The 12543-nt window shown below is 66.5% G+C and carries 11 protein-coding genes and 1 tRNA gene; 3 read left to right on the plus strand and 9 right to left on the minus strand.

Annotated elements, in window-relative coordinates; all coding sequences use genetic code 11:
• Positions 1-42: 42 nt before the first annotated feature.
• Both AC0KS4_RS18855 and AC0KS4_RS18860 read right to left on the minus strand, forming a co-directional pair.
• Positions 43-1350, minus strand: coding sequence for an MCE family protein (locus tag AC0KS4_RS18855; protein WP_238956653.1), 1308 nt, complete (start codon positions 1348-1350; stop codon positions 43-45).
• Between the two features lie 323 nt (positions 1351-1673).
• Positions 1674-2966, minus strand: a complete 1293-nt coding sequence (locus tag AC0KS4_RS18860) for an MCE family protein (RefSeq protein WP_238956654.1) — start codon at positions 2964-2966, stop codon at positions 1674-1676.
• 307 nt (positions 2967-3273) lie between these two features.
• Here AC0KS4_RS18860 and AC0KS4_RS18865 point away from each other — a divergent pair, with 307 nt between their 5' ends.
• The gene (locus tag AC0KS4_RS18865) at positions 3274-3810 is read left to right on the plus strand and encodes a hypothetical protein (protein ID WP_225326338.1); all 537 of its coding nucleotides are present in this window, start codon (positions 3274-3276) and stop codon (positions 3808-3810) included.
• 20 nt (positions 3811-3830) lie between these two features.
• A complete protein-coding gene (locus AC0KS4_RS18870) occupies positions 3831-4319 on the plus strand; it encodes a glutathione peroxidase (RefSeq protein WP_225326337.1) in 489 nt (162 codons plus the stop codon).
• Positions 4320-4330: 11 nt separating this feature from the next.
• On the opposite strand, the gene AC0KS4_RS18875 is transcribed toward AC0KS4_RS18870, so the two are convergent.
• From AC0KS4_RS18875 to AC0KS4_RS18895, 5 genes are all read right to left on the minus strand, one after another.
• Positions 4331-5110 (minus strand): RsiV family protein, encoded by a 780-nt coding sequence (locus AC0KS4_RS18875; protein ID WP_225326336.1) that lies wholly within the window; start codon positions 5108-5110, stop codon positions 4331-4333.
• Positions 5111-5274: 164 nt separating this feature from the next.
• Positions 5275-5351 (minus strand) — tRNA-Met (locus AC0KS4_RS18880).
• Between the two features lie 73 nt (positions 5352-5424).
• The gene (locus AC0KS4_RS18885) at positions 5425-5961 is read right to left on the minus strand and encodes a cupin domain-containing protein (protein ID WP_225326335.1); all 537 of its coding nucleotides are present in this window, start codon (positions 5959-5961) and stop codon (positions 5425-5427) included.
• Positions 5962-5977: 16 nt separating this feature from the next.
• Positions 5978-6676, minus strand: a complete 699-nt coding sequence (locus AC0KS4_RS18890) for a nitroreductase family protein (RefSeq protein WP_238956655.1) — start codon at positions 6674-6676, stop codon at positions 5978-5980.
• 19 nt (positions 6677-6695) lie between these two features.
• Positions 6696-7346 carry an HD domain-containing protein gene (locus AC0KS4_RS18895; protein WP_238956656.1) on the minus strand — a complete coding sequence of 217 codons (651 nt, stop codon included), beginning with the start codon at positions 7344-7346 and terminating at the stop codon, positions 6696-6698.
• 101 nt (positions 7347-7447) lie between these two features.
• On the opposite strand from AC0KS4_RS18895, the gene AC0KS4_RS18900 reads away from it, so the two are divergent.
• Positions 7448-8428: a GlxA family transcriptional regulator gene (locus AC0KS4_RS18900; protein ID WP_238956657.1), complete on the plus strand. Its 981-nt coding sequence runs from the start codon at positions 7448-7450 to the stop codon at positions 8426-8428.
• A 3-nt stretch (positions 8429-8431) separates the two neighbouring features.
• Here the strand turns inward: AC0KS4_RS18900 and AC0KS4_RS18905 are convergent, their stop codons facing one another.
• Positions 8432-11413 carry a UPF0182 family protein gene (locus AC0KS4_RS18905; RefSeq protein ID WP_238956658.1) on the minus strand — a complete coding sequence of 994 codons (2982 nt, stop codon included), beginning with the start codon at positions 11411-11413 and terminating at the stop codon, positions 8432-8434.
• A gap of 74 nt (positions 11414-11487) precedes the next feature.
• Complete coding sequence (locus AC0KS4_RS18910) at positions 11488-12510, minus strand: YlbL family protein (RefSeq protein ID WP_238956659.1); 1023 nt, start codon at positions 12508-12510, stop codon at positions 11488-11490.
• Positions 12511-12543: the final 33 nt, after the last annotated feature.

Genomic DNA, 12543 nt, shown 5'->3' on the forward strand with positions numbered 1-12543 from the left:
CGCGAAACCTGGCTTGCGCCAAGCGTTGTCGGGGCTGGGCCGCTAGGGGTTGATGGTGTTGTCGCCGACCTGGCGGCCCCAGACGTACTCGATCGCGTACGGCGATCCGGTGTCCAGGTGGTTGTAGGGCGCGATGCTGTTGCCGGTGTCCATCACCAATTCCGGTGCGGGCCACAGGTCGCGGCTGATCTTCTGCCAGCAACCCGGCGCACCCCCGGGGCCGCCGCGGGCGTTCACCCGCGGCAGGTTCTCGGGCCAGATGTAGGGGTTGGGCGCCCCGCCGACCACCCCGGCGACGCCGCCCACCAGCGACGCGATGACGGGCACCGCAGACACCGGGTTCGCGATCAGTCCGAGCCCGGAGAGCACCTCGGTGTCCATGTTCAGCGAGTAGCCGTTGAACCCGCCTTCGGCAGCGCCCGTGGGGCCCAACGCGTCAACTTCGCTGCGCATCAGGCAATAGATTTCCGGGCTGTAGGTGTCCAGCAGCTGGGCCGTCGGCACCAGATCGGCGGCGCCGCGCGCCAGAAACGGCCCACCCTTCTCGAAGATCTCCGCCCCGGTGCTACCGAACCCCGCCGCCGACAACAACGCCTGATCCAAATCCTTTTGCTGCGCGTTGAATGTGCGCGCGGTGACCACCGCATTGTTCAAAAAGTCGAACAGATCCGGCGACGCGTCCGCATAGGTGTCCCCCAACGCCGCCAACTGCTGAATATCCTTGCGCGCCTGCGGCATCCGCGGATTCACCTCATCAAGAACCGCGTTCGCGTTCACCACCGACTGGCCGAACTTGTCCCCCAGCCCGGCCAACGACTGCGCCGCCGCGCTCAACGTCAGATTCAGCTTGACCGGATCGACCTTCTGCGCGATCGAGGTGATCGTCTGAAACAACGTGTTGATCTCGGTGGTCACCGAACGCGCATCGAGCACCGTGTGCGCCGAGATCTTCTGCGCCGACGGGTTGGCCGGCGTCGTCAGCGACACATACTTGCCACCGAACACCGTCGTCGCCTTGATATCAGCATTCACATTCGACGGGATCAGCTTCAGGTACCGCGGATAGACCTCCAGCGTGAACTTCGCCGCCGGCTTCCCGTCACGCACCGTCTCGGTGATCTTGCCGACCCGGCCGATCTCCACCCCGTTATAAGTGACCTTCGACCCCGGATCCATCACCAACCCCGCCCGCGACGCCAACATCGTCAGGTTGGTCTTAGCGGTGAAGCCCCCTCGGAACTGGATGTACACCAAGGTGAAGATCACCGCGAGCACCACCACGACGACGAGGGTGATCCACTTGTAGGGCGGCTCCCGCGAGTCGTTGATCTGAACAGGTGAACCTTCCATGGCGTTACACCAGGAGTCCGAAGGTCGGCCGGTATTCCGCGCTCGGCGACAGCCAGGGATGCGGTTGGTTATTCAGATAACCCACCGACGCCACCACTGCCCCTCATGGTCGGTGCCGCGGCCTGACGGCGCTGCGGCAAATCACTCCCCCGACTTACTGTCCGTTACCAGGGGCTCTGTACACAGATGCAATAACGAAGACCAGTGCAATGTACCGCGACGCGGCGGCACGAACAAAGCAACACCGAATACTCGCGCCGAGCGCGGCGGACCACCGATCATGCCGGCGCGCGAATGATGGTTCCCGGCAACTCTTTCGCGCGCTAGGGGTTGATCGTGTTGTCGCCGACCTGACGGCCCCAGACGTACTCGATCGCGTACGGCGATCCGGTGTCCAGGTGGTTGTAGGGCGCAAGGCTGTTGCCGGTGTCCATCACCAATTCCGGTGCGGGCCACAGATCGCGGGTGACCCGCTGCCAGCAACCCGGCGCACCCCCGGGGCCGCCGCGGGCGTTCACCCGCGGCAGGTTCTCGGGCCAGACGTAGGGGTTGGGCGCCCCGCCGACCACCCCGGCGATGCCGCCGAGGAGCGAGGCGAGGACGGGGACGGTGGCGACCGGGTTGAGCAACAGACCTAAGCCCGAGGTGACCTCGGTGTCCATGTTCAGCGAGTAGCCGTTGAAGCCGCCCTCGGAGGCGCCGGTGATGGGCACGATGTCGTGGTAGTTGTGCAGGGTGCAATAAAGTTCGGGGCTGTAGGTGTCCAGCAGCTGGGCCGTCGGCACCAGATCGGCGGCGCCGCGCGCCAGAAACGGCCCACCCTTCTCGAAGATCTCCGCCCCGGTGCTACCGAACCCCGCCGCCGACAACAACGCCTGATCCAAATCCTTTTGCTGCGCGTTGAATGTGCGCGCGGTGACCACCGCATTGTTCAAAAAGTCGAACAGATCCGGCGACGCGTCGGCATAGGTGTCCCCCAACGCCGCCAACTGCTGAATATCCTTGCGCGCCTGCGGCATCCGCGGATTCACCTCATCAAGAACCGCGTTCGCGTTCACCACCGACTGGCCGAACTTGTCCCCCAGCCCGGCCAACGACTGCGCCGCCGCGCTCAACGTCAGATTCAGCTTGACCGGATCGACCTTCTGCGCGATCGAGGTGATCGTCTGAAACAACGTGTTGATCTCGGTGGTCACCGAACGCGCATCGAGCACGGTGTGCGCCGAGATCTTCTGCGCCGACGGGTTGGCCGGCGTCGTCAGCGACACATACTTGCCGCCGAACACCGTCGTCGCCTTGATATCAGCATTCACATTCGACGGGATCAGCTTCAGGTACCGCGGATAGACCTCCAGCGTGAACTTCGCCGCCGGCTTCCCGTCACGCACCGTCTCGGTGATCTTGCCGACCCGGCCGATCTCCACCCCGTTATAAGTGACCTTCGACCCCGGATCCATCACCAACCCAGCCCGCGACGCCAACATCGTCAGGTTGGTCGTGGGGGTGAAGGCGCCCCGGAACTGCCCATACACCAAGGCCAAAATCACCGCGAGCACGAGCAGCGTGACGAGGGCGATCCACTTGTAGGGCGGTGTTCGTTGCGAGTTGATCTGCACGGGTGAACCGGGACTTCGCTGTTCCGACACCACCGTCGCCGCCCCTCACGTTCGCGCCACGCGCCTTCCCGGTGCTGTGGCGAACCGCGTCCCCCGGGTCAGAGCCGATACCAGGGGCCCTTGCAACAAGGTTCACTGAAATGTACCGCGACGGCCCCGCTTGTGCGAACCGTCATTAACAAATTCGTCTGACGCCTTTTGCAGCGCGCTCAATTTTACGAGACGCGACGGCGCGACCCGTCTCCGGTAGCGGCACGCCCGTCCACGTCCGGGTCTACGCTCGGATAGCGGTCAGGAAAGGGGCGCAATGCTCGCAGCGTTCGGATTCGAATCCCTGGGTGTGGTCGTCGGGGACATGTATTTCGTCGACCCGTCCCCGCTCGAAGGTCAGGAAACCCCGGAGCGGGGAGTCAGACTGGAACTGCGCCTCGTCGACCGGGCCGAGCCGCAGGGCTCGATCTATGCCGGCGTCCCGATCGCCTTTACCCGCCCGGTGTGGCGGGTGGACCTATTCGGATCGGCGGAAAGCCCGCCGGGGACGCTGGACCGGGCCCATCACCACCCGCGTTTCGACGGTTGGGAACCCGGACGCCGGCACTTCGTGCCCGAGCTGTCGGCCGACCCGGTGTCGTGGTTGGCCGAGCAGTTGGCCGACCCGTCCGCCGTGCTGGCCCGGGCCGGCGTCGACGCCGACGAGGTCAGCGAGGCCGACAAGAAGGGGCTCGCCGCCGCGGCGCCGGAGATCGTCGCCGCGGTGCAGCGGCTGCTCGACGGGGTGCGGGACGGGGAGCTGGCCCCGGCCCCCGCCGAGCCGGTTGCGGCCGCCCGTACCGGCTGGCTCTGATCTGCGTTAGCGTCGTCGGCGTGACCCTCAAAGACATCGCCCTTACCACCCTTGACGGCCGGCCCACCACGCTTGCCGAATTGTCCGGCGGCGCAACGCTGGTCGTCAACGTCGCCTCCAAATGCGGTCTGACCCCGCAGTACACCGCCCTCGAGAAGCTGGCCACGGACTATGGCGAGCGCGGCCTGACGGTCGTCGGCGTGCCCTGCAACCAGTTCATGGGCCAGGAACCGGGCACGGCCGACGAGATCCAGGAGTTCTGCTCGAGGACCTACGGGGTGACGTTCCCGTTGTTGGCGAAGACCGACGTCAACGGCGACGACCGGCACCCGCTGTACGCCGAGTTGACCAAAGCCTCCGATGCCGAGGGCCAGGCCGGAGACATCCAGTGGAACTTCGAGAAGTTCCTCCTCGCACCCGACGGCGCGGTGGTCCAGCGCTTCCGGCCCCGCACCGAGCCCGACGCCCCCGAGGTCATCAGCGCCATCGAGGCCGTGCTGCCGCGGTAGATCTGCGCTCGCTAAGCGAGCATCGGGTCGATCGCGGAGCGCGGCACCAGCACCTGAGTGGCGTCGGGCAGCATGCGACCTTGGTCGAAAAAGAAGATCACACCGTCGTTCGTGACGGCGAAATTCTGGTAGTTCGCGGGGTCGTAGGCGGCGGCCGGCGCGATCGTCACCGGCGGTGCCGTCTGCGTCGGGCTCGCGGGCGGTGCGGTCTGCGGCTGGTTCCCCGGCGGGGTCTGCGCCGGGTTCGCGGGCGGCGCGGCCTGCTTCTGCAGCTCGCTCTGCACGACGGGCGCGACGGTCTGCAGCGGGTCGTCGACGCGCCACAAGGGCGTGTTGTTCTTGTCGTCTGAGGCTGCGGTCCACACGATCGCCTTGCGATAGGTCTGGTCCCAGTTGAACGACTTGAACGTCGTCTTGGGGGCGCCGGTGTTCTCGACGACCTTGAACACCACGGCCTCGGTGCCGCGCGGCGGTATCGCCGACCCGTAGTTCGTCGACGAAATAGTCAGCTGGTAGGGCTGGTCGCGGGGTGCGGAGGATTTGGCGGCACTGACGAAATCGTCGCGCTCCTTGGCGATGAACTCCGCCACGGACTTCTCGTCGGGGTAGTTCACCGGGAAGCTGATGTTGACGTTGTAGCCGGGGTCGGCCATCTGGATCTGGCATGCCTGGCCGGTGTTGGCACCCTTGAGTTCGGCGCAGTAGTCCTTCGGCGGCGCGGCAGCGGCGACGCCAGCCGGGCCGAAGAGGACGAGGGCCGTGGCGGACGCTGCCACCTTGAAGCTGCGCATGTGGGATCTCCTCCGACAACTCGCGGTACCGATGCGACGGACGGAGGTAAAGATAGGCCATCGCGCGCCTCGCGAACACATTCCCAACGGATCATTCGCTTTGCGAACGCGTCCCACCCGGCATGAAAACGGCCCCCGGAGCCATCTCCGGGGGCCGTTTTACCTGGTAGCGGGGACAGGATTCGAACCTGCGACCTCTGGGTTATGAGCCCAGCGAGCTACCGAGCTGCTCCACCCCGCGTTGGTGAATGCCAGGTTACCGAACCGGTGTCACGGCGACCAAATCGCGCGCTCAGCGGGGCGGGAGGCCTCGTTCAGTGTGACGGCGGGTTCAGTCCATATCGCTGGGCGATGTCGTCCATCCACTCCGGTGACCCGTAGGTCAGCCCGTATTTGTCGGCGAGTTCGCCGAACTCGGGCAACTCGTGCAGCGGCTTGCCGGCCGGGTCGTCGGCGTGCTCGAGGAGCAGCTCACCGAGTTCGCGGAAATAGTTCTCGAACCCGCCCGGGGTGATGACTTCGATGATGCGGCCCGGCTCGCTGCCGGCGTTCCACATCGCGTGCATCTGCCCGCGGGGCTTGGTGATGTAGCCGCCGGGCCCGAGGACGACCTCACTGTCGTCCGAGCGGAAGCCGATCTCGCCAGCCAGCACGATCGAATGCTCGTCCTCGCGGGTGTGCCGGTGCGCGGCGGTGAGCAGGCCGACCGCAAACGGGTGCTCGACGATGGACACCTCGCCGCCGTTGGTCTTGCCGGACAGCTTGAAGACGGCCCCAAACCCAGGCAGGGCAACGTAATCGCCCTCCCCCGGCTGCACGACCGTGACCCCGATTTCGTTCGCGCCGCTCATCTGACGTTCCTCCTTTTCAGAACCCGACCGCGGTCGCCGTGTCGCCCTGGGGCGGCCAAAGCGGCTGCGGCACTTCGACACCGAACGGCGTGTCCCAGCCGTTACGGGATGAAACCTCGTGCACGGGATGGCGATTGGCCGCGACACCCCATGTGCCCCGCGGGTAGCCGAGGGCCAGCATGGCCGACATCGTCCAGCCCTCCTCGACGGGCACGCCCAACAACTCGTCGACCCTGTCCTCGAAGTTGCGGAGCACCATCGTCATGACGCCGCCGACACCCTCGGCGCGGGCGGCGAGCAGCACACTCCAGATCGCCGGGAAGATGTTGGCGCCGCCGAGGTCGTCGATCGCGAAGACGAAGAGCAACAAGGGAATTTCTTCGAAATGGTCGGCGAGGTAGTCCCCCGAACCTTTGATCCGGCGCATCGTTTCGGCGTGTGCGGCCGCGTCGGCGCCGGGCGCGGGCGCCACCATCGGCCCCGTCCCCGCCCCGAACTTCTCGTATTCGAGGGCGCGGGCCTGCCGGAACAGCTGAGCGAACTCGCGGATGAGCGCCGGATCGTCAACGGCCACAAAGTGCCAGCGTTGGGTGTTGGCCCCGTTGGGGGCGCGAACGGCCGCGTCGAGGATGCGGGCCTGCGTGTCCAGCGGAACCGGATCGGGCCGCAGGCGCCGCATCATCCTGGTCGTGTACAGCGCTTCGTAGATGTCCATCTGTCTACTCCCGTCCGGGCTATTCCGGCCAGCCGTTGTTGAGGATCTTGTCGACGAAATCGACGCGCTCGAACGCCGGATCGAAGTGCGCCAGGACGTCGGCGTTCATGGTGCCGGCCGTGGTGTGCGGGCGGTGCTTCATGCCGTCGTTGAACGCCGCCAGGATGCGCTGCTTGAACTGCGGGCGCGGGTGGGCGGCGATCACCGCGGCGAGCGCTTCGGGGGCCAGCTGCTCGCGCCCGACGCCGACCACGTCGACTTCCACACCGGCCTGCAGCAGCGCGACTTCGGGCGCCAGGAACTCCGGCACGCCGGGGGTGGTGTGCAGGGCGATGCCGAGCCACACCGTGTCGGCGTCGGCCTTGTCGACGCCGGCGTCCATCAGGAAGTCCCGCGCCGCGTTGGCGCCGTCGACCTCGAAGCGGACGGTCGAGTTGCGGTAGTGCTCCGTCAGGCCGAGGTCGTGGAACATGGCCGCGACGTAGAGCAACTCCAGGTTGGGTTGCACCCCGCGGCGCATGCCCTGCAGCGCGCCGAAGAAGAACACCCGCCGGGAGTGGTTGAACAGCAACTCGTCTGCGCTGTCGCGAATGAAGTCGGTGACCTCGCGCACCAGCGCGGTGTCGGGCACGTGGATGCCGGCGGTGGTGTCGATCGAACTGGTGGTCATCTTGTCGTCTCCTTCTCCGGTGACCGTCGTGCTCAGTGTGCGACGGTCCGGACGATTCGACGCCGGTCGTTTCAGCCGTCAACTCCCCAGAAAGCGACACAATGGCTCACGTGGCTACAGGTGGAGCGCGTTCCCGGGTGGTGGTCATCGTCGTCTTCGACGGGGTGACGCTGCTGGACGTCGCCGGGGCGGGCGAAGTCTTCGTCGAGGCCAACCGGTTCGGCGCCGATTACCGGCTCACCGTCGCGTCGGTGGACGGCGGCGACGTGACAACGTCGATCGGGACCCGATTGGGGGTCACCCACTCGATCTCGGCCATCGATTCCGCCGACACCGTCCTGGTCGCCGGCAGCGACCACCTGCCGGGGCGACCGATCGACCCCGCGCTCGTCGAAGCCATCAGGTCCGTCTCGGAGCGAACCCGGCGGATGGCGTCCATCTGCACCGGGTCGTTCATCCTCGCGCAGGCCGGGGTGCTGCACGGTCGGCGCGCCACCACGCACTGGCACGACACCCGGCGGCTGGCCCGGGCCTTCCCTGACATCACCGTCGAGCCCGACGCGATCTTCGTCCGCGACGGCGACGTCTTCACCTCCGCCGGGATTTCCTCGGGCATCGACCTGGCGCTGGCGCTGGTCGAAATGGACTACGGCACCGAACTGGTCCGCGACGTCGCCCGGTGGCTGGTCGTCTACCTGAAACGCGCCGGCGGACAATCACAATTCTCGGTGCTGGTCGAGGCCGATCCCCCGCCGCAGTCGCCGCTGCGCGCGGTCACCGAAGCGATCGCGGCCGACCCCTCCGCCGACCACAGCGTGAAAAGGCTTGCGGCACTGGCCTCGTTGAGCACACGCCAGCTGACCCGGCTGTTTGCATCAGAGCTCGGGATGACCCCGGCGCGCTACGTCGAATTGGTTCGAATCGGCTTCGCCCGCAACGCGCTCGAAGCCGGCCGGTCGGTCACCGAGACCGCGGGCATGGCCGGCTTCGGCAGCATCGAAACGCTGCGACGCGCGTTCGTCAACCACCTGGGCATCAGCCCGAAGGCTTATCGGGACAGGTTCCGGACGGCCTACGCCTGAAAGCTACTTGGTGTTGTTGTACTTGGTGATCGCGTCGTCCAGGCGCTGCAACGCGGCACCATAGCCAGCGAAGTCGCCCTTCTTCTGCGCGTCTTTCGCCGCGCCGAGTGCAGCCTGAATCTCTTGCAGCGCAGCGGATTTGGCGGGTGACAGCGCCACGGACCCGTCAGGCACCGGCGGTGCGGCCACCGGCGGCGGCGATCCGGGCGTGATGGCGGGTGCCGGCACACTGGCCGGCGGACTCGCCGCGGGCGTCCCCGACTCGGTGGGCTGAATGCCCGTCGCCGCCGCGCCCGCGCCGGGACCGAACAGCCCGGTGAGCGCGTCGCGCACGGTGGGGCCGTAGCCGATCTTGTCGTTGTACATCATCGCCACCCGGATCAGCCGCGGGTATGACGACGCCGCGTCGCTGGCCCCCGGGGAGGCGTACACGGGTTCGACGTAGAGCAACCCGCCCTGCCCCACCGGCAAGGTGAGCAGGTTGCCCCACCGGATCCGGTTCTGGTTGTCGCGCCCGATCACCCCGAGGTCCTGCGACACCGCCGGGTCGGTGGTGATCGCGTTGTTGGCCAGCTTCGGCCCGTTGACCTGACCCGGGACGGTCAGCACGGTGATCCGCCCGTACGTCGCCGGGTCGGAGCTCGCGCTGATGTAGGCGGCGAGGTAGTCGCGCTTGAACCTGTTCATCGCGCTCGTCAACTGATAGGACGACGAATTGTCGTTCTTCGCAATGTTTTTCGCGACGATGTAGTAGGGCGGCTGGTAGCTGCTGGCCGTGGGGTTCGGGTCCAGCGGCACGTCCCAGAAGTCCGACGTCGAGAAGAACGTCACCGGATCGTTGACGTGATACTTCGCCAGCAGCATCCGCTGCACCTTGAACAGGTCTTCGGGATAGCGCAGGTGCTCGGCCAACTCGGGGCTGATGTCGCTCTTGGGCTTGACGGTGCCCGGGAACACCCGCATCCACGCCTTGAGCACCGGATCCTGTTCGTCTTGCTGATACAGGCTGACGGTGCCGTCATAGGCGTCCACGGTCGCCTTCACCGAGTTGCGGATGTAGGAGACCCGCTTGTCGGGTGCGAGCCGGTTGAACGCCACCTCGTTGGAGTCCGCGGTCGCCGACTCCAGCGACGTGAGTTCGGAGTACGGGTAGTTGTCCAGCGTGGTGTAGCCGTCGATGATCCACACCAGTCTCTTGTTGACGATCGCCGGGTACACGGAGCTGTCGGTGGTCAGCCACGGCGCCACCGCCTCCACGCGGCGCGCCGGGTCGCGGTTGAACAGGATCTTGCTGTTCGAGCCGATCACATTGGAAAACAAGAAATTCCGCTCGGCGAACTTGGCGGCGAACACGCTGCGCGACAACCAGTCGCCGAGGGCGACGCCGCCGAGCCCGGTGTAGGTGTAGTTCTTGGTTTCGTTGCTGGTCTCGTAGTCGTACTCGCGGTCGGCGCCGTTGCGCCCGACGATCGCGTAGTCCGCCGCGGTGTTGGAGATGACGGGCCCGTAGTAGACGCGCGGCTGGTCGAGCGGCGCGGGACCGTCGGACACCACGTTGCCATTGGCGCCGACGACGTTGACCAGAAATTCGGGATAGCCACCGTTTTGGTTGGGGTCGTTGGCGATTCCGCGCACCGTGTTGGCCGGCGACGCGATGAACCCGTTGCCGTGGGTGTAGACCGAGTGCCGGTTGATCCAGTCACGCTGGTTGTCGATCAGCCGGTCGGGGTTCAGTTCGCGCGCCGCCACGACGTAGTCCCGCAACGACCCGTTGCGGTCGAGGTACCGGTCGATGGAGAGTTGGTCGGGGAAGTAGTAGAAGTTCTTGCCCTGCTGGAACTGGGTGAACGCCGGGCTGACGATGGTCGGGTCGAGCAGCCGGATGTTGGAGGTGGTCGCGCGGTCGTCGGCGACCTGCTGGGCGGTGGCCTGCGCGTCGCCGGTGTAGTTGCGGTAGGTGACCACGTCCGCGGTCAGACCGTAGGCCTGCCGCGTCGCGGCGATGCTGCGGCTGATGTATTCGCTTTCCTTTTGCGCGGCATTGGGTTTGACGCTGATCTGTTCGACGATCAACGGCCAGCCCGCGCCGACGATCAGCGACGACAGCAACAGCAGGACCAGGCCGATCGCGGGAATCCTCAAGTCCCGGAGGACGACCGCGGAGAACACCGCGCCCGCGCAGATCAGCGCGATCGCCATGAGGATCAGCTTCGCCGGCAGCACGGCGTTGATGTCGGTGTATCCGGCTCCGGTGAAGGGCTTGCCGCCGCGGGTGTGCGACAACAGCTCGTAGCGGTCCAGCCAATAGGCGACCGCCTTGAGCAGCACCAACAGCCCGACCAGGGTGACCAGCTGGATCCGCGCCGAACGGCTCAGCGCACCGGTGCGTCCGGACAGCCGAATGCCGCCAAAGACGTAGTGGGACAACACGTTGGCCACGAACGCCAGGAACACCGCCACGAACAGGTAGCTGAGCAGCAGCCGGTAGAACGGCAACTCGAACGCGTAGAAGCCGAGGTCCTTGCCGAACTGCGGGTCCTTGATGCCGAAGTCTCCGCCGTGCAGGAACAGTTGGATCCGCACCCAATAGCTTTGCGCGATGATGCCGGCCAGCAAGCCGATCGCCACCGGTACGCCGACACTGACCAGGCGCAGCCGGGAAAGGACCACGGCGCGGTACCGCGCCACCGGGTCGTTGTCGTTGCTCGGCACGAACACCGGGCGGGTGCGGTAGGCCACCGCGAGCCCGGCGAACACGATGCCGCCCACCAGCAGGCCGGCGATGAGAAAGACCACGAACCGGGTGACGAGCACGGTGGAAAACACCGAGCGGTAGCCGAGCTCGCCGAACCACAGCCAGTCGACGTAGGCGTCGATCAGCCGCGGACCCGCGAGCAGCAAAGCGATCACACCCAGTGCGATCAGGATCAGAATCCGGCTACGCCGAGTCAGCTTCGGCATTCTTGCGGTGGGCCGCATCCCCACTGGCTACGCTCCCTGATCGATTGCTAGACGGTGACAACTCTACGCATTGCGACAACCGGCGATCCCGCGCTTGCCTAGCAACTCGGCGGCTGCCCACCGGACGTGATCGCGTGCAGCGCATCTACTGCCTGGCCGAGCGTCTCGACCTTGACCAACCGCAGTCCGGACGGATTGTCCGAACTGGCCTCGTAACAGTTCTTCGCCGGCACCAGAAACGCCGTCGCCCCGGCCGCGTGCGCGGCGACCATCTTGTGCGTGATGCCGCCGATCTGGCCGACCTTGCCGTCGGCGGTGATGGTGCCGGTTCCCGCGATGAAGTTCGACCCGGCCAGGCCCCCGGTGGTCAACTTGTCGACCACCGCCAGGCTGAACATCAGCCCGGCGGACGGGCCGCCGATGTTGGCGAGGTTGAAGTCCACGACGAACGGCGCCCACGGCGCGTCGAGCACCGCGACACCGACGTAGCCGTAGTCGCGGTCCTTGTTGGCGCCCAGCGTGATCTGCGCCACACCGGCGGGTTCGTTCTTGCGGCGGTAGTCGATCGTCACGGTCTGACCGGGTTTGGTGCTCTTCAGCAGCCCGGTGAAAGCGTCGACGGTGGCCACCGGCGTGCCGTTGACCGCGTCGATGGCGTCGCCGGCCTTCAGCTTGCCCGCCGAGGGACCGGGTTCGGGGACCTTCGCCACGGTGACCGCCGAGGGGTACTTCAAATAGCCCAGGGCCGCGTATTCGGCGCTGTCCTCGGACTGCTTGAAGTCCGCGTTGTTGGCCTTGTCCACTTCCTCCCGGGACTTGCCGGGCGGGTAGATGAGGTCGCGCGGCACCAGCTGTTCGGTGTCCGAAAGCCAAAGCGTCAGCGCCTCGCCCAGCGTCAGATCGTCGCGCTGGGACACCGTGGTCATGTTCAGGTGACCGGTGGTCGGATGCGTCAGGGTGCCCTGGATCGCCACCACCTGCTTGCCGTCGACCTCGCCGAGCGTGTCGAAGGTGGGGCCGGGACCCAGCGACACGAACGGCACCGTCACCACCGCCAGCAAGACGCCGAACACCACGATCGGCACCAGCGCGACCATCAAGGTCAGGATGCGCCTGTTCACGCCGAACACACTAGACGGGCCACGTCGCCGGTC

This window comes from Mycobacterium sp. NTMscope_MAC_12, from assembly GCF_976985675.1.